Raw genomic sequence first — 20,301 nt, 5'->3', positions numbered from 1 at the left:
CCCACCCTCGGCGATGGGCACCCCGGCTGCCGGTGCTCTTTCCACGCAAAGCCTGCCGAACGGCCCTGGTTCGAACAGAGACTCGATTTCATGAAAGGATCGAGTCATGGCACGACCTTCCGGTGCCCGCTTGAGCTCCGCCGCTGCGCGGTGCGCATGGTCGCCGAGGTGTGCGACGACTACCCGAACTGTGAGTATGGGCTGTGAGTATGGGGTCGTGCTGTTTCGGCCGGTGGCCTGACTCATTCCCTAACTGGCCTTCGGTGCCTGTTGTCTCGATCTGTCGACCACGGACGGGAGCGGTGCTCGCTGCCGTCGGACCGGCGCGGACGTGCCCCGATAGGGGCTTTCGCGACAGGCGCCGTCACGGTTCCGACCGCCCGCCCAGTCCGACGTCGGCTATCCCACCCCGAAGTCGTCGAGAATCGGGACAGTCATGACCAGCACGCCGGAGCAGACAGCGACCGTCGAATCCACCCGCCTGCCCACCGCCGACTAAGTGGTGCTCGGAGTCGACACCCACAAGGACGAGCACGTTGCGGCTGTCGTCACCACCCTCGGACAGGCCGGGTTCGCGGCGCAGATGCCCGAGAGTCGCGAGGTGGCGCAGGGTGTAGCCGGTCGGTTTCAGCGTGTGTTCGACGTCGCCGCGCACGTGCCTGCCGAGGGCTGCGAGCAGGAAGGCGGTACTGGTGGGCTGCGGCGGGACGGTCACGGCACCCCACTCGATCGAAGGTTTCAGTTTGACTGTAACTTGCGGATGAGGCAGTCTTCGCTCCTGTCGGTGAACGGCGCGGTGGAGTACCCCCCTCCCGCGTTTCAGTACGACAGGAACGCTGCAAGCCTTCTAATCTAGGAGGTTCCGAAAAATGACGGATCAAACCACGAACTGGCCCGATCACCTGACAGGCGATGCGCAGCCACTGGAAGTGGGCATCCTTCTCTACGAGGGACACACCGCACTCGACCTTGTTGGTCCATACACCACGTTTGCACTGGCGGGCATGAAGGTCCACCTCGTGGCCGAGACCCTCGACCCTGTCGTCTCGGACGACGGCGGCATGACCATCGCTCCCACCACCACCTTCGATGACTGCCCCGAGCGGCTCGACATTCTGTTCGTCCCTGGTGGCGGGATGGTGTACAAGCCGATGCTCGACCCGGCCACCATCGCCTGGCTGGCAGACCGCGGTGCGACGGCTTCCTACATCACCGCGGTCTGCAACGGTCCGCTCGTTCTTGCGGCGGCCGGACTGCTCGACGGTTACCGCGTAGCTACGCACTGGGCGTCCCGGGACCAGCTGGCACGGCTGGGCGTCGAGGTGTCGACGGAACGTGTGTGCATCGACCGGAACAGGTTCTCCGGGGGCGGCGTGACCGCGGGAATCGATTTCGGGCTCACCGTCGTCGCGCACACCCTCGGCGATGGCCAGGGCGTCCTTGGCATCCGTTTTGGCCTCGCCGCGGCAGGCGCCGGACATGCGGTTGACCGTGCGACCGGGCACGTAGACCGCGTTCTGACCGTGCGCGACGAGCAGGGCCAGCAGCAGGGTCGAGGAACGGCCGGCGATGTCCATCGCCCACCGCACCTCGTCGGCGCGCGCCCGAGCAGCCTCGATCAGCGTCAGCATCTGCGCCTCGTCGTTGATCACCTTCGTCGAGAACCACGTCTTGCCTGAAGGGTGCGGTGGAAGTGGCGCCAGATGGCGGTCGAACCCGGTCGGCCACCGCTGTCCGAAGAGATTGCGGCGCTCATCCAGCGCCTGGCGCGAGAGAACCCGACCTGGGGATACGTAAGGATCCAGGGCGAGCCTCGTACATCGTGCTTACGGCTTGTCGAGCACCGTCCCCGTCAGCACCGGCCTGTCGGGCAGCGGCTCGGCGTTGCGGTCGGTCAGCGCGAGGCGCATCGACTCGGTCGGCTCGACCACCTGGTCCCGCACGGTCGGCACGACGAAGTCCACGCTGGTGCTCCCGGGCGGGATGTTCAGCCACATCCACAGGTTCGCGTCGGACAGCGGCCGCTCCGGGTCGGGCACGTCACCGGACCACTCCTGGAGCCACTGCGGATCCACGTCCTTGGTGGACAGCTCGGCGCCCTCGGTGACCGGAAGCACCCGCACCGGCTGCCAGATCTCCACTGCCGTGGGCGCGTCCACGGACATCCGCCAGGTCAGCGCCTCTCCCTCGGTCACCCGGTCCACGACCGGCGACAGGGTGATCACCGGCTCGGGGTCGTCATTCTCGACGGTGAGCCCGCCCCGGTGCTTGCCGACAACGGCGTTGTGCACGGCCTTGACCGCGATGTCGTGCTCTACGTCGTCGCCGTAGACCGTGTCGCCCTTCACCTCGACCGGCACGTCGATCCCGTCGCTGCCGGGCCGTACGGTCACGAGGCGGTTCTCGGCCGGACCGCCTTCCGGGTCGAGGACGTACACGCGGACCTGCCCGCTGCCGTGCCCGGAGATCTCGACCGGAATCCGGTAGGTACGGGTGCCCGAGTCGCCCTCCTTGACGACCGCGCGGCCCACGTCGACACGCGGCAGTGCGGCCGCCTTCACCGCCAAAGTGCCGGGTGCCCAGCCCCAGGCGTCCATCAGCCAGGCCCGACCGGACTGCGAACGGGGCGTCAGCCCAAGAGACTTGACATGCCTGAGATCGAGCCCGGCCCGGGTCGCGGCCGACAGCGGGACACGCAGCTCCTGGGCCCAGTACGAGGCGGTGTTCACAGAGCCCGGAAGCCCGTCCACCTGGACCGAGCCCAGCGTCACCCGACGGTTGGATGAGTCGGTGACGGACACGTCGAACTTCGTGCCGGTCGTGTTCGGCGGTACGAAGACCCGGAGCGCGAGCTTCTGGGAGCCGCGGAGGGAGAGCGGCTTGGCCGGAGTGAAACGCGCGGCCGTGCCCGGCGCGGACCATTTCAGGTCCACCGCGCTGCGGCCGGTCTCCTGTTCCGTCTCCCACGACGCGAAGTGCGGTGACGATCCGAGGGTCTCCGGGTCCAGACAGGCCACGGCCGGGTCGGGGTCGATCGCCGAACACAGCCGGGCGCCGGTCACCTTCGCCCCGCCGTCCGGCAGAAAACCACCGCTGCGGCGGCCGCCGACCGCGTGGGTCAGCACCCGGGCCGGGTCCGCGGATGGGGCCCGCTTGCCGGAACCGTCGAGCAGCGGACGCACCCGATCGTCCCCGGCGAGGAAGAGCCGGGCCGCGGCGGCGATGTACGTGGCGCCCGCCTTGTGCTGCTGGGCGGCGGTCAGCCGGGTCGGGGCACCCGGCGTGCACACCGGGTCCGGCTGCTCCGGGTCGGTCCCGAAGTCGTCCATGGCCGGTGCGACGGCCTCGCCCGGGGTCCACTCGCTGTTGAAGTAGTTGTGGTTGGCGCCGACCATGTAGACCGCGCTGTGCAGTGCCGTGCCTCGGCTGATCCCGCGCGTCCCATCGACGAAGTCCTCGCCCTGAAGGTTCGACACGTCGCCGTCGCAGCCCGGCAGCAGCGTCACGGACGGCACGTCGGCGACCGGATTCTGGCCGAAGATCGTCGGTCCGATGAGCACAGTCCCGCGCACCTTCCAGCGCACCGGGCCCCGGTAGCCGTCCTCGGCGGCCGGCGGCGGATAGAGGCTGTCCATGGCGGCCCGGTTGACGCCCTCGCCACCGCGCGAGTGGCCGACGAGCAGGACCTGGGAGAGGTCCGCCTTCGCCGCCTCGCGTACGACGGCCGGGGCGGAGGAGCGATGAGCGGTCCAGTCGGCCCAGCGGGCGAGGTGCTGCCGTACCAGCGAGGAACGCGCTTGCGCGCCGGCGTCCTCGGGCTCCCAGTCCTGAGCGTTGATGCCGTTCGCCGAGATCGACACCGTCACATATCCCTGGGTGGCCAACAGTTGCTGGTCTCGCAGATAGCCCAGGTAGCTCGGGATCGGCTTGTAGCCGTCCGCGCAGGGCCAGTCGCCGGTCACGTCGTCCTCGGAGCCCGGCTTGTAGCAGGTGTCGTGGCGGCCGTGCAGGAACAGGGCGAGCGGCCGGCTGCCGGTAGCACCCTTCGGCGCCACCACCTTGGCGGTCATCTCCACCGGGGTGTCGAACCCGGGCAGGCGCACCGGGTCGAGGTCGTACTCCCCGGTGACCGTGCGGTACGAGCCGGGTTTGCCCGGATCAACGCCGTTCGCCGGCGCCTGCGCGGGCATCCGGGCCCCGCGCGAGCCGGACTTGTGCGTGTCGTCGGCCGCCGCGTCCAGCCGACGCCCCGCGGCCGTTACTTGAAGGCCCGCCAGCTTCTTGGGCAGCGCCTCGTCGAGGGCGAGCCGGAAGGTCCGCCCGTCCCTCGCCGGCTTCGGCACCCCGAGCAGCCGGTCCCCGGTACGGAACTCGACCCGCGCATCCCCCATGGGCACGGCCTTCGGCGCACGCCAGACCAGCTCACGCGCCCCGCCCTCCCCGTCGATCCGCCACCCCGGCGGAAGTGGGTTGTCGTCCGTCGCGCTCAACGGCCCCGGTTGGTGTGGCTGTTCAGCCTGTGCCAGTCCGGGCGAGGCCGCTAGGGCCGCCAGCACCGCCACGGCGGTCACACATATTCGCCGGGCACGGATCAATGGTCCTCTCCTCAAAACCCCGTGCGCAGACGTCCCGTCGGTCCCGGGCGCCTCTCGCGTCACCTAGGACGAGGGCGAGGTGTCTGTGGGTTGTCTGTGAGGAGACGCCGAAAGCGGGCGGGCGACGCGATCAAGCCAGCGCAGCTGCGGGGACTAGCCGATCACCGAACGGGGGAAGCCCCGCACCGCGGCGCGCCTCCCGGCAGACCTGGCGTTCCTTCCTCCGAGCCCAGGCCGACACGCTTCTGGCCTGCGATTTCATGCACGTGGAGGCTGTTTTCCTCAAAGCCTCTATGCGAGTCTGCCGGCCAACAGCCGGGGCATCGCCTGGGTTCCCGATCACGAGCAGGACCGGCAAGGCGGCCGCATAGGGACCTTCCACAAGAAGCAGCGCGTGCTGGACGGGGACGCCTTCTGGGGCGAAGTCCGACCCAAGCCCCCACAGCCATAGGGTCCGCCGTGTGCAGCACCAACTGCGGAAGACGGCGTCAATGTACCGCGTCGTCCGCAGCGTATCCGGGGCAAACGGGTGAAAGGGTGCCGTTTGCGCAGGTAGAACGCTTGCGGTCGCGTCCGTGAGAGATCGGTGCCGGGGGCGTGGCATCGTCTGAGGCGGCGTCCGGGGGCCAGCGTCCCGGGCGACTTCGCGTACCTGCTCCTTCGGTAGCCTGGCGGATAGGCTCGACAACGTGTCGCAAGATCACCAAAGCCCTGGTTCCGGGCACCGAGAGTCGTCTATGCAACACCCGGACCCGCGGTATGCCGCGCGGCTTGCCACTTATGGCACCGTGGCCACGCACCTGTCCCTGCTGAGTGACGGTCGGCTCGGCGAGGTGGTGGGCGCAGCCGACCCGCTCGGGTCCGGCATCGGCGGCAGGTCGGCGGAGCTGGACATCGACGGCACGCGGGTGTTCGTCAAGCGGATCCCCCTGACGGAGATCGAGTTGCGGCCGGAGAACGCGCGGTCGACGGCGAACCTCTTCGGACTGCCGATGTTCTACCAGTACGGGGTGGGCTCAGCGGGGTTCGGGGCCTGGCGGGAGCTGGCCGTGCACGCCATGACCACCAACTGGGTCCTCGGGAACGAGTACGAGGGCTTTCCGCTGATGTACCACTGGCGCATCCTGCCCGACTCACCTCCCGAAGGGGTCGCCGCCGAGTTCGGGGGCATCGACGGGGCGGTCGTGCACTGGGAGGGATCACCGGCCGTGCGTGGGCGGCTGGAGGCTATCGGCCGGTCCTCGTCCAGCCTGGTTCTCTTCTTGGAACACCTCCCGCAGACACTTGCCGACTGGCTGCACGACTACCGGACCGCCGCGCCGGAGGGTGGGGAGAGCTCGCCGTACCCGTGGGTGGAGCAAGCCCTGGCGCGCGGCACCGCCTTCATGAGCTCGCACGGACTCGTCCACTTCGACGCCCATTTCACCAATGTCCTGACCGACGGTCGACTGCTGTACTTCGCGGACTTCGGACTCGCCCTGAGCTCCGGCTTCGAACTGTCGGCATCCGAGGCGGAGTTCTTCTCCGACCACCTCGTGTATGACCGCTGCCACACCGTGAGTCATCTGCTTCGCCACCACCTGCCCGATGGCCTGCGCGGCGATATGGAACACGAGGTGTTCCTACGCGAGTGGATCGCCGGCCACCAGCCCGGTGACGTCCCGCGCGAGATCGCCGCGATCATCGACCAGCATTCCCGAGCTGCCGTTGTCATGGGCGAGTTCGCCCGCCGTCTGCTCATCGAGAGCAAGCGGACGCCATTTCCGACCGCCGAGATCGAGCGGGCCTATCGCACCACTGCGGTCGCGGCGCCCCACTGAGGCCAGATTTCCCCAGAGGATCGCCGTCAGGACGTCTCGGGACGGGTGGTGTGCCGGGGCCTGCGTGGCGGGCCGCGGCGGATCCCATCGCTGTCCCTGATCATGATCCGGGCCCGGCAGCCTGCGCCTTCGAGGTCCATGGCCAGGTTCTTCGTCGTTTGGGTTACCCAGGAGGTGGACGGGTGTGCGGTGGCGCCCAGGATCCGGATGCGGCGGTTGCTGTGTTCGATCGCCGCAACTACGTACATCCGGGCGCCGGATCGACGCCGGATTCCTTGAGGATCTTCCAGATGGTCGACGCGGCCACCTTCACTCCCAACCCGCCGGCGATCCCTTGGAGCCAGCCGTCCAGCGGCGGACACGCCCAGGTCCTCCCACACAGCCCATGGCTCCCTGACCTCGGTCAGGAGTCCTGTACGAGCAACCGCCCCTGCTTGGCGTCCGGCGAGACGAACGCGAACGCTGTAGGCGCTGCGCCGAGATTGAGGTAGAACGGCTGGAAGTTCGGGCTCAGCTGCAACGCCAGCTTCCAGGGCCCGCCGTCAGGCCAATCATCGCCTTGAAAGAACGCTGGCGTTCCGCCGATCTTGGCACCGCTGATCTGCTCCCAGTATTGATCGTGATCATTGGGCGGCGGCCTCCCGTGGTCGTGCTGAGGACGGAAGTCGGGGTCCTTGTCCGGCTGGAGCCGGACGGTGTACTCGGCGTCGGACCCATCCTCGATGTGGTATAGGCTGGGCCCGGTGGCCAGCGGGAGCGTTGAACCGCCGTAGACACCACCCGGCTGCACGATGACCGCGTTCGCGCCCTCGTCTGGAAAGGCGATGTCGGGGTCGAAGAACGTCTCGTCGCCGTGGGCCGCGTGAGTCACGAAGACGTACGCCAGCTTGCCTCGCCCCACGTCGCCGAGCACAGCCCCGAGCTCGATTTGGCAGATGAAGCGCATCGGCTCATCCCATGCGTCATTGACCGGCCACTGCGGCTCGGAAAGCCACACCGGCTGGCCCCCGAACTTGGTGACCGGGGCCGTGATCGGCACGCCGGCGGGAACGAACGCACCGATCCTCAACGTCGGAACCATGAGCACTCTCCTCGTCGTGACGGCCCAGAGACGAGGGTGCCTCGTCAGCCCAGACTGCTGACCTGTCGGCACCCGCACTGCACGCGGCAACAACCGGCAGCCTGGCCCAGGGCTCGTTGATCGTCTTCAGCTGATGGTCGGGGCCCTGCCCCGCCGGCCGGACTGGGTGAAGATGTCGTTCGCCACCATCTGGGCCAGGTCCCTGTCCTTCTCCGGCACGTTCACCTTCACCCACATCCGCCAGGTCAGCTGCCTGCCCTTGCTGTGCCAGATGAAACTCCGGCGCAGATACATGGTGTAGCACTGTTCCTGGTCGACCGTCTTGGCCTCCTGCGCGTAGGCGGCCGTACCAACGCGCTCAGGGGACGACGGGACGCTCGTCCACCGCGGATCGCCGTACTTCAGGAGGGCGCGCTCGTAGGCGTCGGCGTCCCGTTCGTGGCAGGAGGCCCCGCAGTCGAGGTTTGACGCGATCCGGATCTTGATGTCGGGCACCTGTGCTGCCGCCGTCGCCGTGGCGCTGCGCTCACACTCGTACGTGAGGAGATCGTCCTTGCCGCCGGTTTGGCAGAACAGCGGCTTGGGCGCGCGGAAGGCGAACGGCAGGCGCGAACTTGCCCACACGTACGACCGCTCCTTCTCCTTCCAGGTCGCCCCGTAGACGGACTGGCTTGGGATGTGGGTGTACTTGGCCAGTCGGGTGCCCTGCTTCGGGACCTCGGCGCGCGGAACTTCGGCCAGTCGGCGCCTGCTCGCCGTCAGCGTCCCCGTCCCGTGCCCGCCACCGGAGTCGTCCAGGCCCGCGCGCCGCAGGAAGTCACGCATCAGGATCTCCGCGATCACTCTGGTGCGCTCGCGGCCGGCGAACTCCTCGGCGTAGGTGACGACGGACAGCGCGTTGCCGACCCGTACCCGCACCATCGTCTGCCAGGGCTTGGTCTCCATGGCCGACATCCCGAACCCGTCCTTCGTGACGAGTTCGGTGGCCTCGATTACACGAGGTCGCCAGTTTCACACCCCACTCGGCGCCGAAGCGGCGGTGCGGGACGCGGTGCCGCTGTACCTGCTCATCGACACCGGCATGCGCATCGGCGGCGTGGTCGGCGCCGACCACGCCGACCTGGGATTCCAGGACGTGTATTACTCGGCTGTTGGGTGGTTGTGGTCACCGTGAGTGCCTGTTCCTGATGCGGTCATGCCATGAAGGTATTGGTGGATCCTGGGTTCGTTGCGCTCGCCCGTCAGCCGTGCTTGGCTCGCCCGATGAACTTTCTGTTGACGGCGAGTGGCCTGCGCAACGAGACACTGCGGGATGCGCTGCGGGACATGCTGGGAAAGCCGTTCGGATCCGCGAACGTCGTGTACGTGCCCACGGCATCAGTCGCCGAGCCCGGGGACCACGGGTGGTTCGTCGCGGACATGAACCGGCTGTACGGCCTCGGCTGGCGGGAGTTCGACGTCCTGGAACTGAACGGCCTGCCCCGGCAGATGGTGCTCGACCGGCTGGCCCACGCCGACGTCATCTATGTTGAGGGCGGCAGCCACTACCACCTCGCGCGCAGCATCACCGGCAACGGCCTGGCCGACGGCTTCCTGGAGACGCTGGAGAACCGGGTCTATGTGGGGGTCAGCGCCGGCTCAATGATCTTCAGCCGTAATCTCACCGGACACTCCGCCGACGTCATCGGGGACACCGCGGACCTCCACGTGCTCGGCGCGACGACCGTGGAGCCGCCGTTCGGCCTCTTCGACTGGTATCTCAAGCCTCACCTGTACTCGCCGGATTTCCCCGAGAGGGACGACGCCTGGGCTGATCGCATCGCTGCGCGGGCGGACTTCCCGATCTACTTCATCGACGACGAGACGGCCGTTCGCGTCAGGGACGGCAAGGTGGATGTCATTTCTGAAGGCCGGTGGCGGTTCCATCCGTGACTCAACGCGTGGTGGGGAGCCGGCGACCGCTGCCGGAACGCGATGAGGTGGCTTGGGAGTCACCGTGAGTGGTCACCGGGGGCATAGTGGCGCCAGGTTCCTCCGGCCTCTTCGGCGAGGCGGGCTGTGGTGTCGGCGTTGTAGCCCAGCATCCGGGCGACCACCGGGTCCGGGGCCTGGAGGACGAGGTGGCGGATCGCCGCGGCGCGTCCTCGCTGGGTCGGGGAGCCCAGGTGGCGGAGCCGGAGTTCCAGAGTGCCTGCGGTCATGGGTTGTCCGGCCCGGCGGCCGGGGAAGAGCCATCGGGCGTTGGGGTTGGTCGCGGTCATGGTGTTCGGCCGCTGCCCCAGGTAGTCCAGCAGCTTCCCGGCGAACGGGGCTGGGACGGGCGACGGCGGGTCACCGAGTCGGACGAGGACTTCGCCGTCTTCGTGCTGGACGTCGTCGGTGCCGAGCCGCGCAATCCGTGTCAGCGGCTGCGCGTGGAGGAGGACGAGCGCGGCACCCACACGGCCCTGGAGTGGGACGTCGTCGTGGTCGACAAGCTGTGCTGGTGAGGCTCTGGCCGGGGGACATGTTCCCCGGCCAGAGCCTCACCAGCACAGGGCTGACTTCGTGGTGCTCAGTTGGCTATGCCGACGGGGTGGACCTGGATCTTGTCGTCGTACGGGCCGGCCAGCTTCAGTGCGTCCGCGGGCCATTCCAGGGTCACGCTGTGGGTTTCGTTCGGCGGCGTCACGATGATGTTGGTCGGGGACGCGAGGCTGTCGCCACTGAAGTCGACCTCGTAGGAGATGCTGAAGGTGGCGGTGTCACCGGGCTTCAGGTCGGTGATGCGGGGTTGCTCACCGCCGCGGTCGACAGGGGCGGACGTGCCGTCGATGTCCTTGAGGTCTACGCCCGCGAAGCCCGTCGCCGAGCAGGTCTTCGCGCCCTTGTTGGTCATCTGCACGGTGACCTCACCCACCTCCTGGTCGGGCGAGCTGTCCACAGCCTCCATGATCAGGTCGCTCGTGCGGCAGAACTTGCTCTTGCCCCCGCCCTTCGCCGCGCCGTTCCCGGAGCCGGCACGGGACGAGGCGCCGTCGCCGGAGCCCGACTTGGCGTTGTCCGGCTGGGCATCAGTGCCCTGCGCTCCGGCGGAGGAGCCTGCGCTGCCGGCCCCGGCCGCAGGCTTCGAGGCGGTGTCGTCCGAGTTGTTGCAGGCGGTCAGGGAAAGGCCGGCGGCTGCGATGAGTGCCGCGGCGGCGACGCGCAGGGTGCGGCGACGGGCGGTGCGGACAGTGGTGCTGGAGCTCATTTCGGTTCCCCCCCCCGGGGGTGGTTTGCGTCGTTGTCTCCTCGGTACGTCACCCACCCTGGTCGAGGCCACTATCGCTAGGCTGCCGCTCCACTAACGCCCGGCTAAAACGGCCCGGCGCTCGTCTCCGACGATGGTGACCAGTAGCCCCGCTCCGGCGAGCGCGACCGTCAGCGGCTGGGTGCGCACCGGGTGGCGGCACTCGTCGCAGACGATCGGTGCGGGCGGCCGGGTCTTCCGCACGGCTTCCCAGCTTTGTCCGCACCCGAGGTCCGGCAGGTGCCGAGGGCATGCGGATCATGCGGGGGTGCTGGCGTAGGTGTTGGCCTGAGTGCGACACACCGCCGCATACGCGCCGCTCCCGGTGCTGTGGTCGAGGAGAGTCTCGTGGGTCCCTTCTTCGACGATCTCGCCGCCGTCGAGGACGACGATGCGTGCGGCGGCGATGCGCTGCCATTGGCCGCCGGAGAGGTCGCGGCCGCCCCACCAGGAGGGGGGCGAGGCTGGTGTCGAGTCCGTCGGGGAGGGTGGCGAGGACGCTGTCGGCTCCGGCTCCGGCTCCGGCTGCGGCTGCGGTGATGGTGGGGTCGTCGCCGGGGCCCTTGGCCGAGGGTGATGTTCTCGCGGGCGGTGACGGGCCAGCGGCGCCAGCGGCGGTAGTCCTGGGGCAGCATGGCGAGGTTTTGCCAGATGTGTTCGGGAGGCTCTGAGCCACCCGGAGTGAGCGGACAAGTTTCAGGCAGTATCACGGCAATGGGCAGGCAATGGGCCGGGGCTACGGTGAGTGCGGCCGCGTCGGTGCTTTCGCGGGGTGGCCGTATCGTTGTTCATTTCATCGGGAGAAGCGTTGAAGAACAAGCGCCGTACATTCGCGGCTGTTGCCGCCACCGCGATCGCGACCTCGGTCCTCGCCCTGGGGGCTGCTGGTGCGGCCTCCGCCAGCCCCGTACAGCCCAGGTGGTTCAGCACCATCGGGGAGTGCCAGACCTACGGCAACCAACTGGCTCAGCAGGGGAGGCTCCTGGGCTTCAACTGCGTGGCCGCGGAGGGTGGGTACTTGTTCTACAAGTGGTAGACCCTCGGCTCCGCCATGAGGGCAATACCCACGTCGGGTTGGCGTAGGACCACAGGTCATCTGTGACCCTATGCGCACGCGTGGGGGTGGCGGACCACCCCCACGCCCGCGGGGCGGGTCCCGGCGTGGCCGCCCGGTCAGCCGTCGAGCGCGGCGGAAGGTGCGTCCCCGTTCTGGGCCTGTCGGGTACGCTTGGCGAGCATTGTGGCCAGGTCCCGGACTCCGTCCTCGTCGATGCCGCCCTTGCCCGCGGAAGCCGCCTCGGTCCACAGCAGCGCCGTGCCGACCCGGGTCTGGGTCACGGCGCCGGGCTCGCCGCGGAAGCCCAAGGAACCGAATCGAGCGTCGCGCTCGTCACCGATCGGGCCGATCCCGAACGTCTTGGCCCTCTGTCCCGCCCTCTTGGCGTAGTGGCCGTCCCAGAGCACGTCGTACGCCTCCCGGGCGGCCTGTTCGCTGTCGTAGGCGATGATCAGAAAGGTGACGGTGGCGGCGCTGTCGTCGTGCCGGAAGGTCGAGGCGCCGAAGAAGCGGGAGTTCTCGCAGCCCGCGTTGTCCTTGATGGGGCAGGCCTGCGAACGGTAGAGCTTGTCCATCTCAACGGCCGTGGGCCGAGCGGACTCCTTCCAACCCGTCATGGCCTCGCCATCCGGCAACGTCTCCCGTACTTGTTCCTTCGTGAGCGCTACCGCCTTGTCGTTCCCGCTGCCGCTCTCCGCGCCACCGCCACAGCCGGCCAGTAGCAGTGCCGCCGCGATCGCCGCGCACCACCGGTAGTTCCTCATGGTCATGCCACCACCCCTCGAGCGGTGATCTTACGCGGACCGTCTTCGCACACAAGGCGCTCGCGTTGTTCCCAGCGGATCCGCAGTCGGCGGAAGCCGTGCAGCCAGGCGATGCCTGACCCACCACCTGCTGCCCTGACCAGATCCGTCCACGTGGGAGCCGCAACAAGACCGCGGCTCTCACGCCGCAGCCTGCCGTAAGCGGTGTCCCACGTATGCCCTGTGCCACGCAGGCACAGCACGGGTGCCGCTATTCCTGCCACCGTGCCCATGCCGGAGGGGCCATGCCCGTCGTGCCGTCGTCCCTGCTTGAGCCGCTCTGGCAGCACCCCAAGCGAGACAAAGAGACTTCGCTCGGCAGCGTCGCCGCCGAAGCGGCGACGCTGAGAGAGTGCAGCGAGCCCGTTGCGCGGGTCAGCTGGGCCCGAAGTGACGGAAATTGACGCTGATCCTGTTGGGTGCGACGTCGAGGACGTGCATGGCCGAGCCATCAGGGCGGGAAAGGAAGACGAGGCCCTCGGTTTCGGTGTCTTCGGAGAGGCCGGAGTCGAGTACGTCGCTGACGGATCCGGAATCGGGGTCGATACGGAGGACCGATTTCGTGGGGCCGTTGGACGAGGCGTAAAGCTGTCCTTGGTAGATCTTGGCTCCCTGGACCTTGGGCACGGGCTGGCTGAGGGGGATCTGCTTGACCAGGTGGCCGTCGGTGAGGCTGTAGGCATTCAGTGCCGTGGCGTTGTACTCGGACGAGTAGAAGTAGCCGCGGGCGGGATCCACGGCGACCCAGGGGACACCGTCGCGCTGGACGGATTGGGGAAGATCGTAGGATATGCCGGTGTATTCGAGCGTGGCGGCGTCGAAAACGGCCACGTGGCCGTGTTGGTAGGCGGAGCCGTCCTCGATCGGTACATAGAGTCGGCTCTGGTAGTAGTCGATATCGCCGATGTGGTTGTCCCCTTGGGCCAGGAATTCGGCGGGAATCGCGAGCGTCTTGCTGGTCAGCGTCGACTCGCCGTCGAGGGTGACCTTGCTCAGGCCGAACTGCCAGGAGAAGTACCAGTACTGGCCGTCGGTGGTGACTCCCTGAGATCTTTGCAGCGCGGTGAGCAGATGGAAGCTCTGGTTGGAGACCTGCCGCCACTCCGCGGCGCTCGCTGTCGTCGTTGTGGTACCGAGAATGAGTGACGTTGTGGCCGCGACCACGGCCAGGGAAATCCTTCTCATGGAAAATTCCGTTCTGGCGTCGAGGGAATGAGCCAAGCGTCAGGTTCGATGGCCTCGCTGATCAGAGGTCCTACCTGCCGGGTGGGGTCGGTAGTGGTGCGCGCCGACACGGTGGTTGCTCCTAGGGGTTTCGAAGAGGAACGGGTGTCGCCGTACAGGGCGCGCCCCCGCACACGTCGATCACTCGCCCCGTCGTGAGGAACGCGCCCTTCTGCGCGCGCGCCGCCGCGGAGTTGCGTGGGTCGGAGTGCGGGTCGTGGCCGTGGCCGGTGGGCGGGGCGTTGGTGGTGGGTGGCGACGGGGCGCCGCTGTCCCAAACCGTCATCGCCGAGCCGCGATAGGGGAGTCGGCGGATCGGCCGGATGCCCCAGTACGGGGTGCGGTCGGGGCTGCGTCCGGCCGCGAGGGCCGGGGTGACGAGCCGGGCGCCGAGGGCGCGGGCCTCCACGTCCGCCGCCACGTTGGCGACCTGGTGGTCGCCGTACGCGATATGCATCAGGACCTGATGGTGTGGCGTGCCCGGGAGATGGTCGTGGGTGAGGTGTGCGGCGTATCCATTGGTCTCGCCGTGGTCCCAGAGGAGCTGCGCGAGCCCCAGGTACAACTGCTGGTCGAGTTTGTCGGGGTAGGACCGGTCGAGCACCGCCCGGAAGGGGGCGAAGTCCACGCTGCGGTTGAGCAGCAGCCCGTAGTTCATGCCGGTGACGCCGAGCACACCCCGCTCGATGTCGGGCGAGACCGCGATGAGGGCGCCGCCGAGGATCCCGCCCTGGCTGTTGCCGTCGTACGCGAGTCCGTGCGTGGTGTCGAGCAGCGGCCGTCCGTCGGCGGTGCGCAGGGCAGGATCGGCGGGGAGCCCATCCGGATGGACGAGGGCCCGACCCAGGAACACGGCGTTGAGCAGGCCTTGTTGGAGCCGTTCGGAGAGTTCCGGGAAGCGGCCGAGGTCGCCGAGCGCGGCGGCTGCGGTCGGTACGTCCTCCCTGGCCATCCCGGCCCAGTCCGTGGCGCAGAAGGTGAAGCCGTGTTCTTCCGCCATTGCCCTGACGTTGCCGCCGCCGACTTCGTCGCGCCCGCCGAAGAGCCCGTGCCCGTACAGGGCAGGCCTCGCCGGCTTCGTCAGGGCGGACCGGGGGATCTCACAGCGAAACGCCGCCTTCTGGGTGTTGCCCGGCAGCTGTCGCGGCGCCCCGTCGGAGCCCCGGTGGAAGCGGGAGCCGGGTGGCCCCCCGGGCGTGTCCAGGTAGCTGGGAACGGTCACCTCGCCGCGTACCTCACGGGTGACGTACGGATCCTGCTGCTCGGTGAAGTCCTTGACCCCGGTGATGGCGTACGGGGGTGCGAAGCCGCCGAGTCCGCGCAGGGCGTCGTCACGGATGGTGAGGAGGTCGCCGGTGAGGCTCTGCCGCGAGGCCACCGTAAAGTCCCAGGCGAGTCCGAGCCTTCCGAGCCCTCCCGACCTTTCGCGGGCCACGCCCGCTCGTGCCAGTGTCCTGAGCGCGGGCCGGAGTTCCCGCTGCCGGGCCGCCAGGGGGTCTGTGGCGGGCAGCCGCGGACCCGCCACTTTCGCGAAGGCCTCCGGTACGGGCAGCGGGGCGCCGTTCGAGTCGCGCAACATCCGCAGCCCGACGGCGTATCGATGTCCTTCGACGAGGTTCTTCGCCGGATGGATGAGGAGGGCCCGCCGGTCCGGGCGCGTGGCGTTCGCGTCCGGTTCGACCCAGTAGGGTGCGCGCTTCCCGGTGTCCATGTCGACGAGGACGATCGGGGCGTCCGGCGCGAGGGAAAGTCCGATGTCGGTGACCGGAGCGATGCCGGTCGCGTCCGGGTCGAGGTCCGGGACCTGGACGGTGAGGGTGGAGCCCGGCGAGAACCCGTCGAGCCGGTTCCAAGGCGCCGGATCGGGCCGCGTGCCCTGGGAGTTCGCGGGCAGCGCGGTCCGGTCGAGGGCGAGCCTGCGGCCGGTCGGGGAGCGTGGGTCGGGCCGGGTGAACCAGTCGTTGGGGAAGGGGAGGAGGCAGGCGGACGTGCCGAGCGGGTCACAACCGCTCTGCCTGCCCCACCCGTTGTCGGCGGGCAGGGCGGGCTGGCTGCTGCCTTGCTGAACAGGCCTGGTGCTGCCGGAATCATCGCCGTACGAGACCGGGGCGCCCGCAAGACTCAGGCCGAGCGCCCCGACCAGCGCCCCGACCAGCGTCCCCACGAGCCCGACCGACCGGAACCTCCCGTCGCGTGGCGCTCGCACCGTGCTCAGCCCTTCTGGAGCTGATCGTCGATGATCCGGGCGTAGTTCTCCTCGCCCTGCCGGTTGGGGTGCAGTGGCGCCGCGAGGTGCATCGGGATGAACCCCTCGATCCAGCGGTCGCCGGGCGCCGCGCAGGCGTCGTGGCCCTTGCTCGGGGTGCGCAGGTCGACGTACTCGGCACCGTGCGTGGCCGCGGCCTGGGCGATGGCGCCGTTCATGCGGTCGACACTGGCCTGCAAGTAGTCGGCGTCGACGCCGAGCACGGGCTGGAGCGGGAAGCATCCGCCGGGCTTGATGTAGTCGCCGTAGCCGACGGCGACGACACGGGCCCTGGGGGAGCGGGCGTGGATGCCGTCGAGCACCGCGGCGATTCTCGGCTTGAACTCCTCGATGCGCTGGGCGATTTGGTCCACACCACCCTGTGTGTACCTGTCCTTGCACGGGGTGGCGCCCGGGTCGAGCGTCATGCAGTTCTGGGCGACGCCGACGAGCCCGGTGTCGTTGCCGCCGAAGGTCAGAGTGACCAGGGTCGTGTCCGGGCTCAGCGCGTCGAACTGGGGCGGCTCGGTTCCAGTGGGCAGGCCGAGTACGCTGCCCGACTGGGGCTCGGTGGTGTGCTTGGTGCTGGCTCCGCTGCACGTCACATCCTTGAAGGAGGCGACGTTGAGGCGAGCGGCCAGCTCGTGCGGGTAGTTGTGCGTGGAGCGCCCGCAGGCCAGCGGGCCGGTGATGTCGGGGACGAGGGGGCCGGAGGCGAAGGAGTCACCGAGCGCCAGGTAGGCCTCTCCCGAGGCGGGGGCCGCCGGCCCGGGCTCGGCCGACGCGGCGCCGGTCCCCGCGCCCACCAGCATCCCGGCCAGCGCGACCGCTCCGAGTGAACGCTTGACGGGTCGGCGAGTCCCCGGTAACCGAGTTGAGTTCACGGATAACTCCTCTCATAGCCGTGCAGTCCTGTGGCCCTGTTCTTGCATCGCGGGACATCATGCAGACTTGGCCAACGTTCGTTAACTGGCGAGTACGGCAGACTTCGCGGAGGCCCTTTGTGACGGGCGACAAAACCGGGACCACACACGACCTCCGTATCGGCGGCCGCTCCCTCGCCCCCTTGCTGCGCGCCCGCGCCCCGCGCCTCTCCCAGCGGGTCCTGGAGCGGCTGCTCAGCGAACTCCCCACCTACACCGAACTCCCGCGCGAGGCGGTCGCGGGCGACGTCGCGGACATTGTGCAACACAGCGTCCGGCTCTTCGCCGACGTCCTGGAGCGGCGGCGGCCCGCCGCCGACGCCGCGCTCGCCCGGCAGCGGGAGTCGGCCGCACAGCGAGCCGAGGAGGGGGTGCCGCTGGACGCGATCATCACCGCGTACCACCTTGGCGTCGCCATGATCGCTGAGGAGCTGACCGCCGACGCCCGGCCCGGCGACGTGGCCGACATCCTTGAGCTACAGCGTCATCTGCTCCGCACACAGCGACAGTTGACGTCGGCCGTCAGCGCCGCCTATCTGGAGACGCGGCAGCTCATCGACAGCCAGGAAGACGGCGGGCGGCACGCCCTGATGGCCGCGCTCCTCGCGGGCGAACCCGTCGGGGACCGCTCAGGACGGCGCGGCGCACTGCGCCCCGCCGACTGGTACGTGACGCTCGCCCTGTTCCTCGTCCCACACCCGGACGAGACGGACCACGGCCGCGCCCCGGGCGCGGCGATCGCCGCGCGCCGCAAGATCCGCAGGGTCCGGGTGGTGCTCGACCGTTATGCCGGACAGCCGGTGATGACCGACCTCGACGCGACGGGCGGCACCGCCCTGGTCCCCGTCCCGGCACCACCGCCCTGGGACGAGCTGCGCGGGCTCGTCGCCGCCTGTGCGAAAGCGGCGGGCGCGCCCATCACCGCGGCGGCCGCCACGGCCGACCCTGCCGACCCGGCCGCCGTCCCCTCGGCGGTTTCCCAGAACACCGACATCGTGGAACTCCTGCTCCGCACCGGGAGACCTCCCGGTCTCTACCGCCTTGCCGACGTCCTCCTCGAATACCAGCTGAGCCGCCCCGGCGAGGCCCGCGACAGACTCGCCCTGCTCCTGGCCCCGCTCGACCACAAGCCGGTGCTCCTGACCACCCTGGAGACCTATCTCCGCGAGGACTTGGATCGCACTGCCACCGCCACGTCACTGCACGTGCACCCGAACACCGTGGCCTACCGGATCCGCCGTATCACCGAACTCACCGGGCTCTCCCCACACCGCCCGACAGACCTGCACCACCTCCACGCGGCGCTCCTGGCGAGACGTTGCGGCCCCTAGCCACTCCGGCCGGACATCTGCGTATCTCCTGGTCACCGGCCCGACGGTGGGGGAGTGGCGGTTCGTGGCGCTGTTGTCGCTGATCCCGCGGTGACGGTGGGCGAACGGGGCAACTCCGGGTCAGGTCTGCGGCTGCTCGACATCCGCGCGGATCGCGCGCATGATCGGAGCGACGCCCGGGGAACACGAGTTCCGGTGGTGGATCCGCTGTTTGCAGGACACGAAGTGGCCGAGGGCTGAAGGGGGCATCACCAGGTACGCCGAGCATGACAACGCCGGACGAGCCCACCGCAGCCTCGACCTACGTGCCCCGGACGACGACCCGAACATCATCCCCCTGCCCGCCGCCACGGTCGGGCGCGAGCGGATACTCGGTGGACTGCTCGACGAGTACCACACCACGGCACCCCGACCGCCGCAGCATTCGCCGGAAACGCCCAGCTCAGCAGCCTGATCGGAGTATTGACGCCTTTCAGGTCCGGAAGCTGCGGTACCGCTGCGCGTCCGCCGATCGCGACTCCGCATTACGCGACCACGCCCTGCGCTGGATGCCGCGGTGGTGGCCCGACCACCCGGAATACACCGCTCTCTTCGTCACCGACCCGCGAGCGGCGGACGCGCCCGGGAGGAGGGGCTCTGGATCCAGAACCGGATGCGGCACGTCGAGCGGCTGCGGACGGCTCCCGGAGTCGTGGCCCCCGCGTGGCCCCCGCCGTCTTCCACGAGCGGCTGTTGACCGGCCTGCGGCGGCTCCTCAAGGCCCGGGCCCGGGTCAAGGCCCGGGCCCGGGTCGGCAGCGCGGGCTGAGCCGCCCTGACCACCGGTGAGGCATACGCCCGCCCCGCCCACCACCAAAAAGGAACGAAGCCGCGCCGCCAACCGGATTACGCTCCCGCGAGTGACCACACGTCCGACGAACGAAGTTTCTATCCAGCAGTGGAACACGATGCCCCGCGAGGTCATGGAGGCGATGGAGCCTGACGGCGACTTCGCCAAACGTCATCTGATCAACCCGGTGCTGCTGCGCATGCTCGGTGACGTGCGGGGCCGGTGCGTCCTGGATGCCGGATGCGGCCAGGGCTACTTCAGCCGCATGCTGGCCACTCGCGGCGCCCACGTCACCGGCGTCGAGCCCACCGACGCGATGTTCGCCTACAGCCAGGAGAAGGAGCTTGCCCTCCAGCAGGGCATCCACTACATCCAAGCCGATCTGACCCGGATACCAGACCTGGGCAGCGGGTACGACGCCGTCGTCTGCAGCATGGTGCTACCCGCCATCCCCGACTGGAAGCCCGCCATGCGAGCCTGCGTGCAGGCCCTGAGACCTGGCGGGCTGTTCCTTTTCTCCGTCAACCACCCCGCCTTCGAGCAACTGCTGGCCACCTGGCGCAAACACGGGGAGTACCGCCTGAGGCGGTACCTGGAGGAATACGAGATCCCCCTCACCCACGCGACCGACTTCCACCGGCCGATCTCGGCCTACCTCAACGAACTGGCCGCGCTCGGATGCCGACTACGCGAGATCGCCGAGCCGGGCCTCGAACCCGACATCGCGCGGGAGACAGCGGACAGCGAACCTGGCATCGAGAGCTACGTCCACCTCCCCAACTTCTTGATCGTCGCAGCCGAGCATCCGTGAAAGCGGAGGTTGAACGACCTTCGCCCTGTCAGTGGTGTCTTGCATGATCGGCGCATCGGTCCTTTCAAGGAGACGGGGGAGCCTCATGTCGATCACAAACGAGCGGGTAGCAGGGCATGCGTTTCTGCGCCAGCTGTCGCGCGGGAGGAGATTGCTGAGGACTTCTGGTTTGTCGCATCGGCCTATGGGTTCACGGACGTGGACGTAGAGGAGATGATCGCCACCCGGGATTGGTGAGCAACGACCGGGAAAGCAGGCACAGGTCAGGGCCATTCGCTGAGGGCTGCGATCAGCACGGTCGCTTCGTAGCGG

General features: G+C 68.9%; 19 protein-coding genes and 4 pseudogenes. 10 read left to right on the top strand and 13 right to left on the bottom strand.

The window, feature by feature from the left end; genetic code table 11:
* Window positions 1-364: 364 nt before the first annotated feature.
* Window positions 365-715 carry a hypothetical protein gene (locus ACZ4WQ_RS12250; protein WP_398372481.1) on the bottom strand — a complete coding sequence of 117 codons (351 nt, stop codon included), beginning with the start codon at window positions 713-715 and terminating at the stop codon, window positions 365-367.
* A 154-nt stretch (window positions 716-869) separates the two neighbouring features.
* Here ACZ4WQ_RS12250 and ACZ4WQ_RS12245 point away from each other — a divergent pair.
* A pseudogene (locus ACZ4WQ_RS12245) lies at window positions 870-1,352 on the top strand (DJ-1/PfpI family protein); the annotation flags it as partial.
* Between the two features lie 57 nt (window positions 1,353-1,409).
* Here the strand turns inward: ACZ4WQ_RS12245 and ACZ4WQ_RS12240 are convergent.
* Both ACZ4WQ_RS12240 and ACZ4WQ_RS12235 read right to left on the bottom strand, forming a co-directional pair.
* Window positions 1,410-1,703, bottom strand: a pseudogene (locus ACZ4WQ_RS12240) (IS110 family transposase); the annotation flags it as partial.
* A gap of 123 nt (window positions 1,704-1,826) precedes the next feature.
* Complete coding sequence (locus ACZ4WQ_RS12235) at window positions 1,827-4,571, bottom strand: hypothetical protein (RefSeq protein WP_398372997.1); 2,745 nt, start codon at window positions 4,569-4,571, stop codon at window positions 1,827-1,829.
* A 761-nt stretch (window positions 4,572-5,332) separates the two neighbouring features.
* Between ACZ4WQ_RS12235 and ACZ4WQ_RS12230 the strand changes: the two genes are divergently transcribed.
* Entirely contained in the window at window positions 5,333-6,415 is a 1,083-nt protein-coding gene (locus ACZ4WQ_RS12230) for a protein kinase family protein (protein ID WP_398372483.1), read from the top strand.
* 83 nt (window positions 6,416-6,498) lie between these two features.
* Here the strand turns inward: ACZ4WQ_RS12230 and ACZ4WQ_RS12225 are convergent.
* From ACZ4WQ_RS12225 to ACZ4WQ_RS12215, 3 genes and pseudogenes are all read right to left on the bottom strand, one after another.
* Window positions 6,499-6,734, bottom strand: a pseudogene (locus ACZ4WQ_RS12225) (integrase); the annotation flags it as partial.
* Between the two features lie 84 nt (window positions 6,735-6,818).
* The gene (locus tag ACZ4WQ_RS12220) at window positions 6,819-7,496 is read right to left on the bottom strand and encodes a YwqG family protein (protein WP_311721436.1); all 678 of its coding nucleotides are present in this window, start codon (window positions 7,494-7,496) and stop codon (window positions 6,819-6,821) included.
* Window positions 7,497-7,622: 126 nt separating this feature from the next.
* Window positions 7,623-8,450, bottom strand: a complete 828-nt coding sequence (locus tag ACZ4WQ_RS12215) for a hypothetical protein (protein ID WP_398372485.1) — start codon at window positions 8,448-8,450, stop codon at window positions 7,623-7,625.
* Between ACZ4WQ_RS12215 and ACZ4WQ_RS12210 the strand changes: the two genes are divergently transcribed.
* On the top strand, window positions 8,440-8,670 hold the full coding sequence (locus ACZ4WQ_RS12210; RefSeq protein ID WP_385339690.1) for a hypothetical protein: 231 nt from the start codon (window positions 8,440-8,442) through the stop codon (window positions 8,668-8,670). The two genes, ACZ4WQ_RS12215 and ACZ4WQ_RS12210, sit on opposite strands and share 11 nt — an antisense overlap.
* A gap of 89 nt (window positions 8,671-8,759) precedes the next feature.
* Window positions 8,760-9,428 (top strand): Type 1 glutamine amidotransferase-like domain-containing protein, encoded by a 669-nt coding sequence (locus tag ACZ4WQ_RS12205; protein WP_311721440.1) that lies wholly within the window; start codon window positions 8,760-8,762, stop codon window positions 9,426-9,428.
* Window positions 9,429-9,487: 59 nt separating this feature from the next.
* On the opposite strand, the gene ACZ4WQ_RS12200 is transcribed toward ACZ4WQ_RS12205, so the two are convergent.
* Window positions 9,488-9,697 carry a hypothetical protein gene (locus tag ACZ4WQ_RS12200; protein ID WP_398372488.1) on the bottom strand — a complete coding sequence of 70 codons (210 nt, stop codon included), beginning with the start codon at window positions 9,695-9,697 and terminating at the stop codon, window positions 9,488-9,490.
* 162 nt (window positions 9,698-9,859) lie between these two features.
* Between ACZ4WQ_RS12200 and ACZ4WQ_RS12195 the strand changes: the two genes are divergently transcribed.
* Window positions 9,860-9,985, top strand: a complete 126-nt coding sequence (locus ACZ4WQ_RS12195) for a hypothetical protein (RefSeq protein ID WP_398372490.1) — start codon at window positions 9,860-9,862, stop codon at window positions 9,983-9,985.
* Window positions 9,986-10,050: 65 nt separating this feature from the next.
* On the opposite strand, the gene ACZ4WQ_RS12190 is transcribed toward ACZ4WQ_RS12195, so the two are convergent.
* A complete protein-coding gene (locus ACZ4WQ_RS12190; RefSeq protein ID WP_398372492.1) occupies window positions 10,051-10,728 on the bottom strand; it encodes a DUF4232 domain-containing protein in 678 nt (225 codons plus the stop codon).
* Window positions 10,729-10,821: 93 nt separating this feature from the next.
* Entirely contained in the window at window positions 10,822-10,971 is a 150-nt protein-coding gene (locus tag ACZ4WQ_RS12185; protein ID WP_385342839.1) for a hypothetical protein, read from the bottom strand.
* Between the two features lie 604 nt (window positions 10,972-11,575).
* Between ACZ4WQ_RS12185 and ACZ4WQ_RS12180 the strand changes: the two genes are divergently transcribed.
* Window positions 11,576-11,803: a hypothetical protein gene (locus ACZ4WQ_RS12180; protein WP_311721446.1), complete on the top strand. Its 228-nt coding sequence runs from the start codon at window positions 11,576-11,578 to the stop codon at window positions 11,801-11,803.
* Between the two features lie 137 nt (window positions 11,804-11,940).
* On the opposite strand, the gene ACZ4WQ_RS12175 is transcribed toward ACZ4WQ_RS12180, so the two are convergent.
* The 4 genes from ACZ4WQ_RS12175 to ACZ4WQ_RS12160 form a co-directional block, all read right to left on the bottom strand.
* Complete coding sequence (locus ACZ4WQ_RS12175; RefSeq protein WP_398372495.1) at window positions 11,941-12,594, bottom strand: hypothetical protein; 654 nt, start codon at window positions 12,592-12,594, stop codon at window positions 11,941-11,943.
* 408 nt (window positions 12,595-13,002) lie between these two features.
* Window positions 13,003-13,812, bottom strand: a complete 810-nt coding sequence (locus ACZ4WQ_RS12170) for a DUF6923 family protein (protein WP_398372496.1) — start codon at window positions 13,810-13,812, stop codon at window positions 13,003-13,005.
* 121 nt (window positions 13,813-13,933) lie between these two features.
* Entirely contained in the window at window positions 13,934-16,015 is a 2,082-nt protein-coding gene (locus ACZ4WQ_RS12165; RefSeq protein ID WP_398372498.1) for a hypothetical protein, read from the bottom strand.
* A gap of 47 nt (window positions 16,016-16,062) precedes the next feature.
* Window positions 16,063-16,980, bottom strand: coding sequence for an SGNH/GDSL hydrolase family protein (locus ACZ4WQ_RS12160; protein ID WP_398372500.1), 918 nt, complete (start codon window positions 16,978-16,980; stop codon window positions 16,063-16,065).
* Window positions 16,981-17,099: 119 nt separating this feature from the next.
* Between ACZ4WQ_RS12160 and ACZ4WQ_RS12155 the strand changes: the two genes are divergently transcribed.
* The 4 genes and pseudogenes from ACZ4WQ_RS12155 to ACZ4WQ_RS12140 all read left to right on the top strand — a co-directional run.
* Window positions 17,100-18,350 carry a PucR family transcriptional regulator gene (locus ACZ4WQ_RS12155; RefSeq protein ID WP_398372502.1) on the top strand — a complete coding sequence of 417 codons (1,251 nt, stop codon included), beginning with the start codon at window positions 17,100-17,102 and terminating at the stop codon, window positions 18,348-18,350.
* A gap of 211 nt (window positions 18,351-18,561) precedes the next feature.
* A complete protein-coding gene (locus tag ACZ4WQ_RS12150; RefSeq protein WP_398372504.1) occupies window positions 18,562-18,804 on the top strand; it encodes a hypothetical protein in 243 nt (80 codons plus the stop codon).
* Window positions 18,805-19,248: 444 nt separating this feature from the next.
* Window positions 19,249-19,989 carry a class I SAM-dependent methyltransferase gene (locus ACZ4WQ_RS12145; RefSeq protein WP_358843548.1) on the top strand — a complete coding sequence of 247 codons (741 nt, stop codon included), beginning with the start codon at window positions 19,249-19,251 and terminating at the stop codon, window positions 19,987-19,989.
* A 135-nt stretch (window positions 19,990-20,124) separates the two neighbouring features.
* A pseudogene (locus ACZ4WQ_RS12140) lies at window positions 20,125-20,226 on the top strand (DUF5713 family protein); the annotation flags it as partial.
* Between the last annotated feature and the right edge of the window lie 75 nt (window positions 20,227-20,301).

This window comes from Streptomyces sp. NPDC028305 (assembly GCF_055569495.1).
Note: the sequence above shows the minus strand (reverse complement) of the source record. Positions and strands in the feature narration are given on the sequence as shown.